Source organism: Mucilaginibacter rigui (assembly GCF_014773275.1).
Taxonomy (GTDB): Bacteria; Bacteroidota; Bacteroidia; order Sphingobacteriales; family Sphingobacteriaceae; genus Mucilaginibacter; species Mucilaginibacter rigui_A.
Window position 1 is genome coordinate 238,495 of the sequence record NZ_JACWMW010000003.1, and the last position, 18,260, is coordinate 256,754.

Genomic DNA, 18,260 nt, shown 5'->3' on the forward strand with positions numbered 1-18,260 from the left:
TTGCAAATTGCATACAACAAACAGGCGTATTAAATGTAATTTACACTGTATTTAACATCATACCTTTTGCCTGCCTTATCGGGCAATGTTTTTAAACAATAAATGAGTAAAGTATTTACAATAACAGAGGGACTTGAAAACTTAGGGGCGATGAGCACCGGGGGCCAGGGCTCGGTTTATAAGGGCCGTCGTATGGGGCCTGTTTTAACGGCCATCAAGTTGCTACCTACACCCATACACACCGAAAGTGAGGACGATAAGAACTTCCGTAACTTCCGTAACGAGGTAACCAAGCTCCAGAAAGTTAACGAGCAGCCAAACCCTAATGTAGTAAAGATCCTGAGTTCGGGCATTACCGATAGTGGCTCGTTCCCATACATTGAGATGGAATATATTGAAGGCCCCGACCTTTGCGAATTGCTTAAACCGCCCCATGAAAAGATCTTTATGCTTACTGAGGTTATCCGCGTGGCCGATCAGTTGGCCAGCGCCCTGGCGCATTGCCATAAGGTGGGGGTAAAGCATGGCGACGTGAAAAGTAATAATGTAAAATATAATATCCATACAGGCAACTATGTACTGCTTGATTTTGGCCTGGCCATCATGAGCGAGGAGCAGCGCCGTACCAGTATCCGCCATGCGGGAGCTATTGAATTTATGGCACCCGAGCAACATGAGGGCAAGATGCTGCTGGAAACCGATATTTATAGCTACGGCATAATTCTGTATGAATTATTGACCGGCGAAGTGCCCTTCCCGCTGCATGGCGGCGGCGATGCCGGGCGTAACGCGGTGATGCTGGCACATATCGAATCTCGGGTGCCCGACTTGCTCAACGCGCGCAGAAACTCGTTGCCAGATACCTGGGACCAGGAAAAGAAAGGCCGCGAAATGCAGCTACCGCAATGGCTGCTTAAACTGGTAGAGAAATGCCTGGAAAAGGACCCCGCAAAAAGGTTTAGCAACGGTACGCAACTGCATGATGCTATTGTAACCGGCAGTCTCAGCGGATCAGATAGTTTTGATATTGCAGGCGGCCTTAGTAACGCCGCCCTGCGCAGCGAGAACGAACGCTTGCACAACCAATTGCTTCAGTACCAACAATCGGGCGCGCCAATTGTTAAACAGCATGTGGCTGCAGAGCCAGTTGAGGATGGGGCGCGGATATCATTATCAAAACCATATTATTATACGGTGATGGTATTACTGGTGCTTTTTATGGGGTTTTCGGTTTATGCAACGTTCCTGAAAAAGGAAGGCAATCCAAACCCGGTAAAACAGGATTCGTTACGTACTAAAGCGGATACAAGTACAGGTGTACCCGATTATGGATCGAGGTTCCCGGCGGATAACGCCAAGGAGGATTCAATCCCCTTAAAGCAAGATACCGTAGTTAAAAAGCCGGTAGTGATACCGCAAAAACCGGCACCCGATACTACTAAAACAGAACCGGATACAACAGGTAACCAGCAGTAATCCGGATAATTGCCGGAGGCGGATTTAGAATTTAGAAATTAGGATTTAGAAATTTTTTAAATGGCTTCAACACCAAATTTTTGGCAGCGTATAGGCATACAGGATTGGTTTTTAATCAACGAAAGTACTGAGAAGGCAAAGGCTAAAGCTCTTACGCCCGATACGGTTTATAGTTATATTGTAGAAAAATTCCGCGACTCGATCAAAGACCTTTCATTTGCCGACCGGGTTGTGTTCTACCACGAATTCATCATTAGCTTTAATGCCGACGATTACAAGGAATTTGTTGCCGATAAACAAGGCATCTTTGGCCTTATTGTGCAGGAAACGGTAACCAAGTTTTATGAGATCCTGAAAGAATACCGCGCGGCCGGTAAAACCGTAAAACCATCCGGTTCCAAATGGGTGTTCAGGCTGGTATCGCACCCTGATTATGCCCGTGGCGATAAAGGATTTATCGGCAAACTGCTGCCCGATAATAACCAGAAGGAGCAAAATCTTAGGGTAACTTTCATCCCGCGGCAAACAGGTATAGCCCAAACCTTTGATGTAAGCCAGGAAGCGTTAAAAGGCTTTACGTATTATAGCGAGGGATATTTCGAGATCCCGTATGAGCAGGAGCTTGAACCTGAAGAACAAAAGGCCGCCAAAATACAGAGCACAGTTGCGCGACTGGAAACCATCATCCCCGACCAGCAGTTTGCCGGTAAAAAGGTGGAGTATTTGATGAAGGACGAAGAGATCATTGTATCGGGGCTTGAAGAAACCCGCGACGACTCAAACATCTTCACCATACCGAGCGATTGGGTGAACGCGCCGCACCTGCAAATAAAGTATAACAAGGCCGATGGTAAGTTTTACCTGGCATCATTTGGTGAAATAACAACACTGAATGAAGTGACCATAGCCCGCAGCGATGTAAACTCGCCGCAATGGGTAGAGCTGCCGGTAAACTCGCGCATGTTGCTGAACGGTATTATCGGTTTAAACCTTTTTAAAGCATAAGTGATTTTTAACCGCAGAACGGACAGAGATACGCAAACAGTTAAGCAAAAGGTTTAATGATCAAACAAGCCTCATTGACCTTTGTGTTTCTTTCTTCGTGCCCTCTGCGGTTAAATAATAAATTTTAAATATAAAGCCATATTAATTATGTCGCAAATATTATCCATAGGCTTATTGGTAATTGGGTTTTTCCTGTTGGTGACCCATTTTGCTGATATTAAAAACTCAGGTAAACGCAATGGCTGAAAATTATTTTGGATTAACCGACACAGGCAGGGTACGTACCAATAACGAGGATACCTTTATTACCCAAAAGGTAATGGGCAACCGCATGGTGCTGGCGGCCGTAATTGATGGGGTTGGTGGTTATAACGGCGGTGAGGTGGCTGCCGATATAGCGAAAACGGTAATTATTGATAGATTGAGCGGCTTACAGGGCGAGATCATCCCCGGGATGATAGATGCCTTTAAGCTGGCCAGTAAGCAGATCTCTGACAGGAAACTGGAAGATAAAGAACTGGAAAGCATGGCCTGCGTGGCTACCATGGCGTTGGTTGACTTGGATAACAACCAGTTTTTTTACGCGCATGTAGGCGATACCCGTTTGTATTTGCTGCGCGATACCTCGTTAGTAAAGATCTCTAAAGACCACTCCTTCGTAGGCTTTTTAGAGGATAGCGGCAGGCTTACCGAAGATGCCGCCATGAACCACCCTAAACGTAACGAAATAAACAAGGCCCTTGGTTTTACCAGCCAGATAGATACCGATGAGAGTTTTATTGAAACCGGGCAATCGCCGTTTTTACCGGGCGATATGCTGCTGATTTGCAGCGATGGCTTAACCGACCTGGTAGATAAGAACGGGATATTAGATATCATCACCCAAAACACTTCTTTACAGGATAAGGCAGCACAGCTGATAGATACTGCAAATGCCAATGGCGGCCGCGATAATGTGACTGTGGTACTGGTAGAAAATGATAAAACACAGCAAAGGCCGCAGGCTACTATGCCCGCATCCCCGCCCATTAAAAGGAATAATGAAACGGATGATGGGATTACGCCGGTGCGCCCTAAACAACAAAACACCGAACCCGAACTTAAACATAAAGCACCTATGGGCCAAAACAAGAATAGTGGTTTAACGCTTATCCTGGGCTTTTTGTGCCTGGTGTTCCTGGCATCAACTATTTGGTTATTCCTTACCAATCAAAAAAAAGTTACGCCGCTTGGGCAAGCAGTCCCGGTGGTACAAAAGATGCGTAATACCGATGAGGTAAAATTACAGGACGCCATTGATGCTTTTAAAGGCGATACGCTTGTACTGTCTGATACTTCGTTTAAACAGCCTATTATTATTACCGATACGCTACATATAGATCAGGATACCCTATACGTACGGGTGAAAGGTAACATCACTTTGCAACGCGACACAGCTTATAAAGGCCCCGCCTTATCTATAGCTACAGATAGTAAGATTGTGGTGTTGGATAATTTAAAATTTAAAGATTTTAGCACAGGTATTGACTTGGGTAATACCGGTTTGTTTTTAAAAAACACGCAGTTTATTAATTGCAAATTGCCTGTTCAGCGCAAGTATGACCTGCCTGACAGCAAGCCTGTGAATGCTGATTTCCCGGCAACTAAAGTAAATCCACAAACCGCTAAACCCCAAACCCCTGTTAAACCGAATGGAGCCCGATAAAATACAAACGGTAAGCCGTTGGAAGGAACGCATCTTTTTGCTGCTGGTAAGCGTTCTGTTCGTGTTTTTGTTCTTCAGGTTGCACACGGTTTTGCAAACCCGTTTTGCTGATGTTGACAAGCGCCTGGCAGATGGCACCATGATCAACCTCAACGCGCCCGACCCGGCAGAGCAATTAAAAAAACTGCTCACCAAAGGGTATTATTTTGAGGACAAGCGCGACATTGACCTGATAACCACAACCGTTGCCAATGCATCGGCTGGTACTACGCGGGTTGATAACATTGGCGAGCTTAACAAACGCAAATACTTTATTGGCGCAGATGATGCTTTTATAAAGGGCGGCAAATCGTTTAAAAGCAGGGTAGAAGCTTCGCGATCATTGCTGGGCTATACCGGCGAGGATTCGTTGCTGTTTGTAAGCGAAAAAACCAACCCCGTTAAAGTGCCGCAGGAAACCGATCTGGCCCTTGGCGAACAAAATATTAGTGTAAGCATTGTCAATAAAAAACAACCCGTACCCGGCGTTTTAGTGAAGTTGGAAATGATACTGCCGCAGGATAGTATTTACAATGATGAGGAAATTGAAGACGTTAAGCTGATAACCGAAAACGGTAACGGCTTTAAAAAGATATTTACGCCGGATAGTGCCGGTAAAAAGCACCTGCAAAGCTTAACTGCCTATGCCCGCACCAATGAGCAAGGCATTGCCGGCTTTAAAAACCTGCCCGAAGGCAAAGCATTTAAAGTATTGCCATTACAACCCGGTTACCAGTTTGGTACATCGCAAGGCATCCAAAGCCTGGATGATGATGCCAGCTTTAAGTTTACCCAACAACCGCATACCATCAGGCTTTTTTCTACTAAAGATTTTAATATCCTCAAAAAGGAGAAGTCGCTCATTATCCGTACACCGGTCGAGTTTAATAAATGGTTCCTGATCATATCGGGTAGTTTTATTGCTGCTTTTTTGCTGGTGCACATTATCCTGTCGTGGAAATTTAGCACAGCGGATCAGTTAATATTACCTGTGGTAATGATTCTCGCGGGTTTATCATTCCTAACGCTTTTAAGTTTGCAAGAACCTCTGCGTGATAGGTTTTTAGCCAAAGATATGCTGGTGTATCTCGGCATTGGCCTGGTGGCTATGCTGGTGATGCTACAATTTAAACTGCGAAGGTTTACGCCCGACTCATGGATCTACCGTATGCTGGTGTTTAAGCATAACCGCAACGCGGCAAACGGCTGGCCATGGGTAGTACTGGCAGCCACACTGCTGGCCATGACCATTAAGTTTGGTACCGGCCCCGAGGGTAGCGGTGTTAAGGTAAACCTGTTCGGCTTTCAACCCAGCGAGATCGTAAAATACTTGATCATCCTTTTCCTGGCGGGATTTTTTGCCGCTAACGAGAAACTCATCAGTGAATACAGTAGCTGGAACAAACGCTGGCAGTTCTTTTCATTCGCTTTAATAGCCATATTGGTAACCCTGTTATTGTTCCTGTTACTGGGCGATCTTGGTCCGGCCATGGTGGTGTGTTTTACCTTCATTGTGCTATTCTCCTTCTCCCGTGGCGATTTTATGTTTATGGCAGGGGCGATGGTGCTGTATGTCATCGTATCTTGGGTGGTTAAGAATGTTTGGCTTTCGGCATTGATAACAGCGGCTATCGCGGCGTTATTTATGGCGTTCAAGCGTAAATCACTTAGCGAATCGGCTATGATGGTGCTCATTATCATGGCGGCATTTTTAACTATCGACCAGATCCCATACTTAGGCAAACTGTTCCCCGGCCCTGTACAACGACTTGTGGACCGTAAAGCCATTTGGCAGGACGCCTGGAATAACGAGGTTTACGGCGGCGACCATGTTGCCAACGGCCTTTGGGCCATGGGCAGCGGCGGCGTAAGCGGCCAGGGCGTGGGCGAAGGCTTTGCTAAAACCATACCCGAGGCGCATACCGATATGATATTACCATCTATGGGCGAGGAGCTCGGGTGGACAGGGATCACCTGTATTTTCATCCTGTTCCTGCTTTACCTGCATCGCTCCATCATCATTGGCCGGCGAACGGGTACACCGTTCCTATTTTACCTGTGCGCGGGGATAGGTGTCTCCACATTCGTCCAATTTATGCTGATAGCGGGCGGTTCTACCGGGGCATTGCCGTTGTCAGGCGTATCGTTACCATTCCAGAGCTACGGCGGCTCGTCATTGGTAGCTAATTTACTGGCATCCGGGTTCTTGCTATCGGCATCATTGGTGCGGGGTACGCCGGTGCAAATGAATTATATATCGCGCCAGCAGGATAAAAACCTGGTGCCTGCTTTAATAGGCGCTGTTGCGGGTATCGTGTTGCTCTCGGTAAATGTATCGCGTTATTCGTTCGATAATAAAAAGTGGGTTGTGAAACCTGCGCTGGTGGCCGATAAAAGCGGCGCGCGTATGTTTAGCTATAACCCACGCATTGCTATATTGATGAACCGATTAGAAGCCGGTAATATTTACGACCGCGACGGCGTACTGCTGGCTACCAGCAAACCCGAACTGGTGGTGCAACAGCACCGCAAACTGGTGCAGGCGGGAGCTATTGGGTATAATATAGATTCGGCCATGCATAAGCGTCTGGACAGGTATTATCCTTTTGATGAGCAGATGTTCTTTTGGACGGGCGATGCCAATACCGGGGTATTCAACGGTAGCCCGAATGGTTATTTTGCCGAGTACGAGCATGCAGCCGAACTGCGCGGTTTTAAAATGCCGACCGAAAAATATAACGTTACTGCTAACCGTTACCGCGAGGACAGGTTTCTGGCCCGTGGTGTAAAAGAAATGACGGTAGTTAAGCGCGATTACAGCGCCATTGCCCCACTGCTTTTGGCAGGCATTAACAGTGCCGAAGTAGATGCCTTTAAAAAGCGAAACCGTGATATTAAACTGACCATGGACGCGGCCCTGCAAACCAGCATCCAAAACTCGATAGCGCAGGATACCTCTTTGCTGGATAACCGGGTATCTGTAGTGGTGATGGAATCAAATACCGGCGATGTGCTTACTTCGGCCGTTTACCCGCTGCCGCCCGTACACGATTGGGAAAAGCTGACCATGAGCTATGCCGAGCAAAACCAGTTAGATACCTGGACAACCACGCAGGACCTTGGCTTTACCCTGGCAACACAGCCCGGTTCAACCGCCAAGCTGGCAACGTCTATCGCATCGTTTAATAAACTGGGGCTGGCTGCGGCTGACCGTAAGTTTAATGTTGAAAGCTATGAACGCATCCGTACCAAAGGTTTGGAGCCTGATGAAACAGGGGTAATAACTTTGGAACGTGCCGTTGCTAAATCAAATAACGTGTATTTCATTAAACTGGCTAACGAGGAGCATCTGCAGGAGCAAATGGCCACCGTTTATATGAAAACCGGGATGTTTTTGCACGGTGTAGGCGGCTACTATTATGGCCGCGATAAAGAGAACGCTGCGCAGGAAGAAAAGTGGCGGGAACTTTGGCGAAAAACAGAGTTTAACACCAAGCCGAAGTATAACCCAAACAACATCCGTAAAACAAGGGCCAAGGGTATCTCGGGCATGGCATGGGGGCAGGGTGAGCTGATAGCTACCCCTGCTTCGGTAGCACGTATGGCTGCAGCTATAGCTAATCATGGCACGATATTGCAAAATAGGTACGTGTTGAAAGTGAATGATTCGACCGTTAAGGTTAAGCCGGGCACCAAGCTTACAAACGACCCTCAATATGCCGCGTTGCTTCGCCAGTATATGATAGAGCAAAGCGCACCAAAAGAGTGGATACTTGGCCTCGCGGTAGCAGGTAAAACCGGTACGCCCGAACGGATCTGGAAAAAGCAGCAGATAAACGATGGGTGGTACGTGTTCTTCGCGCCGAAAGAGAACGGTACGGGTAATATTGTAGTTTGTGTGAGAATAGAATCAACAAAAGGTTCATCTGATGCGGTAAGGCTTGCAGCTACGCACGTGATCCCATTCCTCAAAGAAAAAGGATATATTAAAAGCATCAAAGAGCAAACAAGTGAATAACCCACGGGTTTAGCATAATATATAATTGATTTTAGGGTTCAATAATAACAGAGTACTACGCACCATTATGTTCAATTTGTTTAAAAACGATAAGGAAAACAGGCCTGTGGATGTAAAAAGCATCCGTTATGAGCTGCTTCAATTTATTAAGCAGGAGCTGCAAAAGGCTGAAGGTGGGGAAGGCGGCAATATCAAAGGCTTAAACCTTTTCATCAACTGCCCATCGTCAGAAAAAGCCCTGTATGAGGCTGCTGTTTATACCGAAGAGCCTGAACTGTTTAAAGACGAAGTACAGCGTATTGCTGACGATTATGCCGTAAATCTGCCCGAAACATGGCTGATGGAGGTGATCTTCGACCATGAGTTTCCGGAGGAAGCCATCCGCTCTAAAAAACTGGATGTTGCGTTCTTTATCAAAACCAATAAGAATTTTATAAAACAAAGTGCTACCGCTTATGTGCGGGCATTAAGCGGCGAAACCGATCAGAAGGAATATAAAATCACATCCGATGGTGAGAAGATCCACATCGGCAGGGATAAAAAAGCACAGGGCGATGATGGCTTTTTCCGCACTAACCAAATTGCCTTCCCGAGCGATAGCACAAACGAAAGCAATAAATATGTAAGCCGCCAGCATGCCCGCATCGAGTGGAACAATGATGCAGGCCGTTTTATGCTTTTTGCCGATGAAGGTGGCGTGCCGCCAAGGAATAAGATCAAGATACGGTCGGAGAAGAGCGAGGATATTATCAAACTAACCTCAACACATATCGGTCACCAGTTGCAGGAGGGCGATCAGATCATTTTGGGCGAATCGGCAGTGTTGGAGTTTAGTTACCAAACAGCAACGAATGAGTAAAGTATTTACCATAACAGAAGGCTTAGAAAATCTTGGCGCGCTGCGAACGGGCGGGCAAGGTTCGGTGTACAAAGGTCGCCGCATGGGGCCGGTGCTAACCGCTGTAAAACTACTGCCAACACCTATACATTCCGAAAGCGAAGAGGATAAAAACTTCCGCAACTTTAGTAATGAAGTTGCCAAACTGCAAAAGGTAAACGAAGAACCTAACCCCAATGTTGTAAAAATATTGAGTTCGGGTATTACCGAGAGCGGCTCACTTCCATACATTGAGATGGAATACATTGAAGGCCCCGACCTTTGTGAACTGCTACAGCCCCCGCACGAAAAGATCTTTATGCTAAAAGAGGTGATCAGGGTGGCTGATCAACTGGCTAACGCCCTGGCACACTGTCATAAAGTGGGGGTTAAGCATGGAGATGTAAAAAGTAATAATGTAAAATATAATATCCATACGGGCAATTATGTATTGCTGGATTTTGGCCTTGCGATAATGAGCGAGGAAGAACGCCGGAGCAGCATCCGCCATGCCGGGGCAATAGAATTTATGGCCCCCGAGCAGCACGACGGCGCCATGCTGCTGCAAACAGATGTTTACAGCTATGGCATAATTTTGTATGAACTGCTAACCGGCAGTGTACCATTCCCGCTTACTGGTAACGGTGAAACCGGGCGTAATGCCATTATGCTGGCCCATATGGAAATGCCCGTACCCGATTTGCGCGAGGCCCGCAAGAAAAGCCTTCCTGATAGTTGGAGCACCCTGAAACAAACCCAGGAATTGCAAGTGCCCCAATGGCTGCTTGATGTTATTGATAAATGCTTGCAAAAAAATCCCGATGCGCGTTTTAAAAGTGGTGTTGAACTGCATGAGGCCATTATAAATGGCAGCCTTGCTGCTGATGGTAAAATGAGTACTACGGCTATACAAGCCGAGAACGAGCGCCTGCAGCATGTGATAGCACGTTACCAGCAGGACGAGGAGGTGAAGGATAAACAATTGTCGTCTATTAAGTTTTTGGCAGGAGAGGGGGGGCTAAGGTATAATGAAGAAAAAGGTATTTATGAGCGCGATAAATCGAAAGTATTATTGCCAAAAAGTGCGTTTGGCCTGGTGTTAACCCTTGGCGGCCTATTTATGGTCTTATTTTTCTACTCGGCTTTTTTTAACAAAGATGCAGCCTCCGGGAACGTTATTCCCATATATGTTGATGCCCGCGATTACCTGAAACCACCCTTTATGGCCCGTGCCTACAACCAGGATAGTGTAGCAAGGGTATTATACAACCGTAAAATAGCAGCTGAACGCAGGGCTGCCGCAAAGAGAGCTATAATGGCCACAGTAGATTCGGCAATTATAAAAGCCACACCTGTTAAGAAAAAACGTAAAAAATTTCTGGGCATATTTTAATCCCATTGATACTACTGATGCACCGATGACGAGAAAAGTATTATTTGCGTTATGTATAATTTGCACCTGCCTTGCTGCCGAAGCAAAGAAAATTAAACTCTTTAAAGTTTTGGCCCTATATGAGAACGGCGGGCACCATGTAGAATACTCTAAACGGGCAAAAGTTTGGCTTAACCAATTGGCAGCGCAAAAGGGATTTACAATTGATTATATCCAGAATACGGATAAAATTGACGACGATTTTTTGAGTAACTACCAACTATTCATCCAGCTTGATTATGCGCCCTATGCATGGAAAGATAAGGCTGCCCAGGCATTCGAAAAATATATCACCGAAGGCAGGGGTGGTTGGATAGGTTTCCATCATGCTACATTATTGGGGGAGTTTGACGGTTACCCGATGTGGAATTGGTATTCAAAATTTATGGGCGGCATCAGGTGGAAGGATTACATAGCAACCTTTGCAAAAGGCCGGGTAAATGTAGAAGATAAAAAGCACCCGGTGATGAAAGGCGTACCTGCATCATTCCTGGTAAGGCAGGAGGAGTGGTATACGTACGATAAAAGCCCACGGCCAAATGTGCATGTACTGGCCAGTGTAAATGAAAATAGCTACAACCCGCAGCAATTAAAAGTTAAAATGGGTGATCATCCTGTAGTGTGGACTAACCCGCATTATAAAGCGCGCAACGTGTATATTTTTATGGGGCACTCGCCAATTCTGTTTGATAACCCGGCTTATACCCGGCTATTTACTAATGCTATTTTTTGGACGGCGGGTAAATAAATTGCTTTTCGGCAAGGGTGATATTAAGGCTTCTAAAGATATTTGCATTGGGCTGGCTATCAGTGTTATTATATTTGCCATCCATTAAGCTTTGGCCTGTTGTGCCTGGGTTGCTCCCGTAGCCTAAAGGCCATTTGGCTTTTGTTTCGGGGATACTTAACCCTGCAAGGTTCGCTGCTTCCAGGCTAAAATCGGTACAGTTGTTATTGCTGAGGTGATACTCCAGGTCGCCATATTTTTTGGTGAGATTAAGGATCTTTTCAAAACTCTTTTGAGAGATAAATTTACCTACAACTTCGTCCCATTTGTGGCCGGCATCATTTTTAAACTGGGATGCCGATGATGGGTCCCAGGGGGTGGCAAATAAGATCTTTTCGCTTTTTGGGTAAAAGCCGAACGAACAGGAAACATAGGTAGAATCGGCATTGTATTTTATCAGTGTGATAAAAGTATGGCCGGTATTGCTAAATACAAAAACCTTGGGTTTGCCCGATACGGGCTGTTTTACATGGAAGAGCAGGGCGTAGGCTATAGCGGTTTTTCCATCGTTAAATGTATTCGAAATACGTTTGTAGTTGGTGTATTTACTTTTGGTGGTTTTTGCTTTTTCGGCCTGCACGCTTAGCAATGAGTCGTCTTTGATGTTAATGGGCAGTTCGTCCATGTTTACCCTATCATCTGCATCCACCAGTTTATCTGCATTTTTTTTAGCTTTTTTGTTTTCGCGATCAATGGTTTTAAAAAAACATTTCATAGCCAGCGGGTACAGTTTTAGCCTTGCAAACAGGTTTGCGAAACGATAGAGGGCTTTGTTGTTTTTTTGGTTTTCGGCAATGGTGTTACCCAACTCAAGCTGTTTTAAATAGCTCATCAACTGCTTACGCTCCTGCGATTTGCTCAGGTTAAGAGAAATTGTTTTTTGTAACGAATTATCGTCATCATCGTCAAAAACACTAAAAGCTTTGGCTGGCGCACTTTCAGAAGTGTATTCTTTGTTGTCAGTAAATGGTATGGTTTGTATAGTGTCGGCCTTATCGCGTTGATAAGGCATTGACGCCGAAAGTTGGGCATTAGCCACAAAGCTGCTGTTTATTAGCAGTGCTAATAGTACCAGCTTAAAATAAACGGATCGATAAGAGCTTTTCATATAATATTGTGAATTGATAGAGTAACGCGTTTAGGCGGGGGGCTTCCTATCAGCAACAACAATATGTGCGTTTAATAACTTAACCGTAACATTCCGGTTGAGCCATTCGTGATAAATATAATAACTAATATACCCGCCTGCAAAACCTTCACATTAATTTTACAATACTTAACATTTTGCATTATTATATTTGTTTTCCAAGCTAAGTTTTATAGCTATTAATTAAAAAATAATGAGCCAAGACCTGCAATGCCCAATAGAGCACGTAAAAGTGAACGAAAATAAAATAAGGATAATAGCTTTATTAGTGCTGTTTACGGGGATCGGGTTCCTGTTAACGGGGTACAACTGGCTTATTATGCTACTGGTGTACGACTTTTTTGTACGCGCTTTTTTTATCCCGAAACTAAGCCTGTTTGGCGCATTGGCCAATGTATTTGTTAAGCTTTTTAAAGTTGCTTATAAACCAACCGACCGTGGGCCCAAGCGCTTTGCCGCTGGCATGGGTTTGGTGTTTGTAACCACAATGCTTATCGCAGCTATTTTGGGTTGGGTTGTGCTATTGGCACCGCTTGCTATAATGTTATGCATTTTTGCCTGTCTGGAATCATTCGCGGGGCTTTGTGTGGGTTGTTATTTTTATAATGGGTTGCAAAAAATAAAAATATTATAGCAATAAAAATGGTCTACTTGTTATGTGCAGGGCATTTTTAACTACAATTGCGATATTTTAATTTGTTGTGCCGCCATTCACTAAGGTGCTGGTATTTCAGAAATAGCAACACCTTTCCTTTGTAACAAACCCGTTGCTTTTGGGTTTAATGTGCTTGCTTTTGGGGGCAAAGGCCTGTTTTTGAGTCTTACTTTTATAAACCTATATAATGAAGACCAAAAACTTTTTAGCACTGCTACTGCTGGTGGCTGCGGGCAATTTTGCCAAAGCGCAGCAAACCAAATCGTTAACAAAGTATGTAAACCCTTTTATTGGTACTGCACCCCTCAACGACCCCAAGGTATTGGGTTACCAGTTACCAAAAGGCTGGCGTTCATGGGCTGGCCTGGTTTACCCGGGCAGTTCTTTGCCAAATGCTATGGTGCAATTAAGCCCTATTACGGCGTATGGGTCGGGCGCAGGCTACCAGTACGAGGATAGTGTGATATATGGTTTTACGCATACCAATAAAGGGCATTGGAACCTTTGTAATATTCCATTGATGCCGGTATCGGGCTCACACGAAAAATTCAGTTCGCGCTTCTCGCACAAAAGGGAAAGCGCAGAGCCAGGGTTTTATAGTGTGTACCTGCAAGACTACAAAGTAAACGTAAGCCTTACTTCTACCTTGAGGTGCGGCTATCACCGGTATGCATTTGACGATAACACAGGCAGGCAAATTCTTTTCGACCTTGGAAAAGCCAATAACCGGGTATCGGCCTGGCATATAGAGCAGGTTGGGAATGCCTTGCAAGGTTACCAGGAAGCAGGCGAAGGCCGTATATTTTTTTACGCGACTGTTAATACTCCGATTGAAAGATTGGAAAATAAAGAGGACGGCAGTAAGGATGGACACGCTTTGGTTCACTTAGCCGATAAAGGTAACAGCCCTGTGGAGGTGAAAATAGCGCTGTCGTACGTAAGTACTACAAACGCCAAACAAAACCTGGAGCAGGAGATAGGCGCTAAATCATTCGATATTATCAGGAAAGAAGCTTCGCAAAAATGGGAAGCCACTTTATCTAAAATTAAGATCACAGGCGGAACCGCTAAGCAAAAACAACTTTTTTATTCATCGCTGTACCGGTCGTTGTTATGGCCCGCCTTACGAAGCGATGTTAACGGCGAATATACCGATGTTAAAAATCAGGTTGTTAAAACCGGGTTTAACTACTATACCGTTCCATCATTGTGGGACACCTACCGGAACAAAGATGTATTGCTGAGCCTGATATCGCCAAAAATAACGCTTGATGTGATCAAATCCTTAAAAGATATGGGTGATAAAACAGGTTTTATTCCAACCTTTTTCCACGGCGACCATGCAGCATCGTCTATTACAGGCTCTTATCTGCGTGGCATTAAAGATTTTGACGTGCCGGGTACCTACAAGCTTTTGTTACGTAATGCCAATGTAGAAGGCGGAACGCGCCCATTCATTAAAGAATATATAGAGAAAGGATACATCTCAGATAATGAGGTAGAAAAAGGGGAGGTGGAAACCAAAGGCAAAGCAGGGGTATCTAAAACATTGGAATATGCTTATGATGATTACTCATTGGCGCAACTGGCAAAAGCCCTGGGTGATACAGCTAACTACCGCATCCTGATGGCACGATCTAAAAACTACAAGAACGTTTTTGATAAGTCGGTTAACTTTATGCGTGGCAGATCAGCAGAAACCGGGCAGTTTATCAAAAACTTCGACCCGGAACATCCTTATTATGAATACATGTTCAGGGAAGCGAATGCCTGGCAGGTATCGTTCTATGCCCCGCATGATATGAATGGCCTTGTGGCGTTGTATGGCGGCAAGAAAAAATTTGAAGCAAAGCTCGATTCGCTTTTTACTGTGCCCTGGAACCCCAATTACATTGCACGTAACGTAGAAACGATGATAGGTCAGTATTGCCAGGGTAATCAGCCCGACCATGAAGCTCCATTTGCTTACTACTTTGTAGATAAACCCTGGAAATCGCAGGAGAAAATAGACTATATTTTGAACCATCTTTACGGAATTGGCAAAGAAGGCCTGGAACTTTCAGGGATGGATGACGCGGGCGAAATGTCGGCCTGGTATGTATTCAGCTCCCTGGGCTTATACACATTTTCGGCTACTGATCCGCAATATTTGGTAACCGTTCCACTGTTCGATCAGGTGAACTGGAAAACCAGTACCGGTAAACTGTTAACTATAAAACATGTAGGTAAGGGCCGTAAGCTGAGCGCAATAAAGGTAAATGGTAAAACCATTGCTGGTTACTTTGTACCGCACAGTTTATTTACAAATGGCGGGGTGGTAGAAGTTATCACCCGCTAACTACGGGCCTGTCATCTTCGCCGGGTATTTTATCCGGTGGGAGTTCAACAGGTATGTCATCCGGGTTTTCCTGCGGTATACCTGTTTCTTTAGGGTCGTTCGGCTGTTTTATTTCCGGCTGTTCTTTTTTATCCGGCATCTCTTCAGGTTCGCCGGGGAATGTTTGATGTTGTTTGCCCATAGTTTAAACTACAAACCGCGTACTATTAGGTTTTGAAATTCTAAAGTATAAAAGCCTTGCAGGGTAATTCTGCAAGGCTTTTATTTGAGCTATACTTATTTATTTGTATAATAAGTAATACCTGGCGCATTGTAATAAATTTCGGGCGCTTTGGTTTCAGGGTTTGTCACAGGCAGTGTTGGCCTGGCTGTAGCCTTAAGGATGATGCCAGTGCCTGGTACTGTATAATTTGCTGCCAGGCCACGGCCTATTACCGTATAATACCTGTTTGGGGCCAATGGTATATCAATAGTTATACTCCCAAAAGTGGTTGATGTACCCGCCAATGCCATCTGAAACTTATAGTTAGTGGTGCTTGCCGGGTTAACATCTATCGGTACAAAATCTGTTACTGTACCATAGCTTGTATTGGTAATTAGTGTTTTTGTTGCAATTGCAGCACCGGCTAAAGTAAAAGTGCCGTTCAGGTCTACAGCCGTGCCATTGGGTACCATGTTGGCAAAGCGTATAAATGCCTTGCTTGCAATTGGCGCCGGGAATTTATCCTCAACAACTTTAACTGTTAATCCGTTTGTACTGCCACCGGGTAAACCCATCAAAAATGCGGAGTACGCACCGCCGTCAGTAGTGGGTTGGGTAATTTCGCCTGCAACTGCCGTGGGCACTAAGGTTTGCGGATTGTTCAATACGGGTTTTGGTGTGGCTGTTACAAACTTAATATTTGTACTACCGGGCCGGCTAACGAGGTAATTACTTGATGGGAATACACCTAAATACGGAAAGCCGGTAGTTATTGAGGTTACGATCATGTTATCCGTTACCGAATAGGTGGTAATGGCTGATACTTTTGTGCCGTTCACGTAACCATCAACTGCTGGTACGCCGGGTGCCGCGTGTATCAGTTTTATTTGTGCACCCACAGCCATATCGCCCTGCTGCGTTATTTTAGTTTTTGTGCAACCCGCTATTATTAAAAGCAGGCTGCAAGCTATATATAATGTCTTTTTCATGTGTATAGATGTTACGGTAAAACAAACCATGGTTTTTTAGTGTGATAATCCGGTTCGAGGGCACCTATCAGTTTAAGGGCCGGTACATTCCAGATGTATTCAGAATTATACCTGGGTCTTAGCAAGTACACCTGCTTGCCTGCGTTATCGGCATAAATAGTGGTTGGCTTTACATATCCCTGGAAATATTGAGTGCTATAATCATACCTGCGCATATCAGACCATGCTTCGGGCGCCCCCCATACAAACAACGAAATGAATTTTTGCTGCAGTATATCGCTCAGTTGTAACTGTGCCGCAGTTTGGCGTACTGATGGCCCTGTCATATAAGCATCGATAGCCGCCTGACTAATATACTTTTGTGTACCTGTTAATGAACTGGCAATAGGCGGGTTGCTCACAAAGTCAAGTGCACCGGCCACACCATTTTTGTAGGCAGTATAGGCACCATCCATATCACCTTTTTTAAACAGTGCCTCAGCAGCAAAAAATTGCACTTCAGAATAGGTCATGAGAACGCCCCTTGAGTTATCATTAAAAATATACTTGGCCGATGCTGTAGCAGAATTGGCCGTAGTAGCACCTGCCATAGCCGGGATGGATAGGTTAGCATCAGCAGTGTTTGGATCACCAAGCGGGGCTACTACACCCCTGAATGCCCTGTCTTTACTGCGGGCTAATAACAATGGCAAGCGTGGGTCTGCAAGGGTGTCCTGCGCAGCAGCGCCGGCAAATATGCGGCCATCAAGCAATTTAACCATATAGTCCGACTGGCGGAAGCTTGGCAGATTTACACGGGTTGGCCCCCAAAAGTTAGCATCGCCTGATTGCGAACCCGTACATTGCACGCTGGCGTTATCGGCATTATTTACAAAAGAGCTGTCGGCATATTTTTTTACCATATCGGGCTTAAAGCTGGCTTTGTTAGTAAAGTGCAGCATGTTTTGGGCCAGTATAGCATATACAAACTTTTTCCATTTAGCGCGGTCGCCATAATACATATAATCGCCCTTAGCAAGGTCGGGGCCAACAGTCAGTCCATCGGTTTTTATGGCAAGGTTCAGGTAGTCTAGAGCTTTTTGACAATCTTTAACTACTTCGGCGTAAACCACTTCTGGTGCGTCATAATTAAAGGTAAGCTTAGTAGGGTCGTATGCTTCCTTCACTATCATATAGTCGTACTCGTCGGCGCCGTTTTGCCATCCCCAGGCACGTAGTGCCCAGCTCACTCCCAGGTAATCGTACTTGTTTTTCTTTTCGGCGTCTTGCTGCATCAGGGTAACATTCTGGCCAAGGCTAAAGTATATTGTGCGCCACATTTCGCCACCCGAGTCGCTTCCGGGTACATAACCTTCCTGGTCCCAAACGTTGTTGGCAGAGGGTGCGCCCCATATTTGGGCATACTGGCCAATGTAACGGCTATCGTACCAGTTACCACGTGCCATACCAGCCAATATTGGTGGCAGCAGGGTGCTGGCATCTACGCTGGTAGGCGCATTGGGGTTATCGTTTATATCAACATATTTTTTACAACTGCTTGCCAGGCTGAGGCTAAATAAGGCAGTAATGGTATATATAATTTTTTTCATG

The 18,260-nt window shown here is 45.3% G+C and carries 13 protein-coding genes; 9 read left to right on the forward strand and 4 right to left on the reverse strand.

Annotation, left to right across the window (positions count from 1 at the left end; translation table 11 throughout):
• The first annotated feature begins 102 nt into the window (after window positions 1–102).
• The 7 genes from IDJ75_RS14530 to IDJ75_RS14560 all read left to right on the forward strand — a co-directional run bounded on the left by IDJ75_RS14530 (window position 103) and on the right by IDJ75_RS14560 (window position 11,300).
• Window positions 103–1,476: a serine/threonine protein kinase gene (locus IDJ75_RS14530; protein WP_191176354.1), complete on the forward strand. Its 1,374-nt coding sequence runs from the start codon at window positions 103–105 to the stop codon at window positions 1,474–1,476.
• Between the two features lie 60 nt (window positions 1,477–1,536).
• Window positions 1,537–2,481 (forward strand): hypothetical protein, encoded by a 945-nt coding sequence (locus tag IDJ75_RS14535; RefSeq protein WP_191176355.1) that lies wholly within the window; start codon window positions 1,537–1,539, stop codon window positions 2,479–2,481.
• Between the two features lie 238 nt (window positions 2,482–2,719).
• Window positions 2,720–4,186 carry a PP2C family protein-serine/threonine phosphatase gene (locus IDJ75_RS14540; RefSeq protein WP_191176356.1) on the forward strand — a complete coding sequence of 489 codons (1,467 nt, stop codon included), beginning with the start codon at window positions 2,720–2,722 and terminating at the stop codon, window positions 4,184–4,186.
• Window positions 4,173–8,243, forward strand: coding sequence for an FtsW/RodA/SpoVE family cell cycle protein (locus tag IDJ75_RS14545; protein ID WP_191176357.1), 4,071 nt, complete (start codon window positions 4,173–4,175; stop codon window positions 8,241–8,243). Before IDJ75_RS14540 ends, IDJ75_RS14545 begins: the two co-directional genes overlap by 14 nt.
• A 67-nt stretch (window positions 8,244–8,310) precedes the next feature.
• Entirely contained in the window at window positions 8,311–9,102 is a 792-nt protein-coding gene (locus IDJ75_RS14550) for an FHA domain-containing protein (RefSeq protein WP_191176358.1), read from the forward strand.
• The gene (locus IDJ75_RS14555; protein ID WP_191176359.1) at window positions 9,095–10,513 is read left to right on the forward strand and encodes a serine/threonine protein kinase; all 1,419 of its coding nucleotides are present in this window, start codon (window positions 9,095–9,097) and stop codon (window positions 10,511–10,513) included. Before IDJ75_RS14550 ends, IDJ75_RS14555 begins: the two co-directional genes overlap by 8 nt.
• A gap of 25 nt (window positions 10,514–10,538) precedes the next feature.
• Entirely contained in the window at window positions 10,539–11,300 is a 762-nt protein-coding gene (locus tag IDJ75_RS14560) for a ThuA domain-containing protein (protein WP_191176360.1), read from the forward strand.
• Here IDJ75_RS14560 and IDJ75_RS14565 read toward each other — a convergent pair.
• Entirely contained in the window at window positions 11,275–12,447 is a 1,173-nt protein-coding gene (locus IDJ75_RS14565; protein ID WP_191176361.1) for a C97 family peptidase, read from the reverse strand. The genes IDJ75_RS14560 and IDJ75_RS14565 overlap by 26 nt on opposite strands.
• A 232-nt stretch (window positions 12,448–12,679) precedes the next feature.
• Between IDJ75_RS14565 and IDJ75_RS14570 the strand changes: the two genes are divergently transcribed.
• The gene (locus tag IDJ75_RS14570; protein WP_191176362.1) at window positions 12,680–13,120 is read left to right on the forward strand and encodes a DUF4395 domain-containing protein; all 441 of its coding nucleotides are present in this window, start codon (window positions 12,680–12,682) and stop codon (window positions 13,118–13,120) included.
• A 208-nt stretch (window positions 13,121–13,328) separates the two neighbouring features.
• A complete protein-coding gene (locus tag IDJ75_RS14575) occupies window positions 13,329–15,479 on the forward strand; it encodes a GH92 family glycosyl hydrolase (RefSeq protein WP_191176363.1) in 2,151 nt (716 codons plus the stop codon).
• Here IDJ75_RS14575 and IDJ75_RS14580 read toward each other — a convergent pair.
• The 3 genes from IDJ75_RS14580 to IDJ75_RS14590 all read right to left on the reverse strand — a co-directional run bounded on the left by IDJ75_RS14580 (window position 15,469) and on the right by IDJ75_RS14590 (window position 18,259).
• Window positions 15,469–15,660, reverse strand: coding sequence for a hypothetical protein (locus tag IDJ75_RS14580; RefSeq protein ID WP_191176364.1), 192 nt, complete (start codon window positions 15,658–15,660; stop codon window positions 15,469–15,471). The two genes, IDJ75_RS14575 and IDJ75_RS14580, sit on opposite strands and share 11 nt — an antisense overlap.
• 95 nt (window positions 15,661–15,755) lie before the next feature.
• Entirely contained in the window at window positions 15,756–16,670 is a 915-nt protein-coding gene (locus IDJ75_RS14585; protein ID WP_191176365.1) for a DUF4397 domain-containing protein, read from the reverse strand.
• An 11-nt stretch (window positions 16,671–16,681) separates the two neighbouring features.
• Window positions 16,682–18,259: a SusD/RagB family nutrient-binding outer membrane lipoprotein gene (locus IDJ75_RS14590; protein WP_191176366.1), complete on the reverse strand. Its 1,578-nt coding sequence runs from the start codon at window positions 18,257–18,259 to the stop codon at window positions 16,682–16,684.
• Between the last annotated feature and the right edge of the window lies 1 nt (window position 18,260).

Coding starts and splice junctions, on each gene's coding strand:
- IDJ75_RS14530 (WP_191176354.1), top strand. CDS start 103: ATGAGTAAAGTATTTACAATAACAGAGGGACTTGAAAACTTAGGGGCG.
- IDJ75_RS14535 (WP_191176355.1), top strand. CDS start 1,537: ATGGCTTCAACACCAAATTTTTGGCAGCGTATAGGCATACAGGATTGG.
- IDJ75_RS14540 (WP_191176356.1), top strand. CDS start 2,720: ATGGCTGAAAATTATTTTGGATTAACCGACACAGGCAGGGTACGTACC.
- IDJ75_RS14545 (WP_191176357.1), top strand. CDS start 4,173: ATGGAGCCCGATAAAATACAAACGGTAAGCCGTTGGAAGGAACGCATC.
- IDJ75_RS14550 (WP_191176358.1), top strand. CDS start 8,311: ATGTTCAATTTGTTTAAAAACGATAAGGAAAACAGGCCTGTGGATGTA.
- IDJ75_RS14555 (WP_191176359.1), top strand. CDS start 9,095: ATGAGTAAAGTATTTACCATAACAGAAGGCTTAGAAAATCTTGGCGCG.
- IDJ75_RS14560 (WP_191176360.1), top strand. CDS start 10,539: ATGACGAGAAAAGTATTATTTGCGTTATGTATAATTTGCACCTGCCTT.
- IDJ75_RS14565 (WP_191176361.1), bottom strand. CDS start 12,447: ATGAAAAGCTCTTATCGATCCGTTTATTTTAAGCTGGTACTATTAGCA.
- IDJ75_RS14570 (WP_191176362.1), top strand. CDS start 12,680: ATGAGCCAAGACCTGCAATGCCCAATAGAGCACGTAAAAGTGAACGAA.
- IDJ75_RS14575 (WP_191176363.1), top strand. CDS start 13,329: ATGAAGACCAAAAACTTTTTAGCACTGCTACTGCTGGTGGCTGCGGGC.
- IDJ75_RS14580 (WP_191176364.1), bottom strand. CDS start 15,660: ATGGGCAAACAACATCAAACATTCCCCGGCGAACCTGAAGAGATGCCG.
- IDJ75_RS14585 (WP_191176365.1), bottom strand. CDS start 16,670: ATGAAAAAGACATTATATATAGCTTGCAGCCTGCTTTTAATAATAGCG.
- IDJ75_RS14590 (WP_191176366.1), bottom strand. CDS start 18,259: ATGAAAAAAATTATATATACCATTACTGCCTTATTTAGCCTCAGCCTG.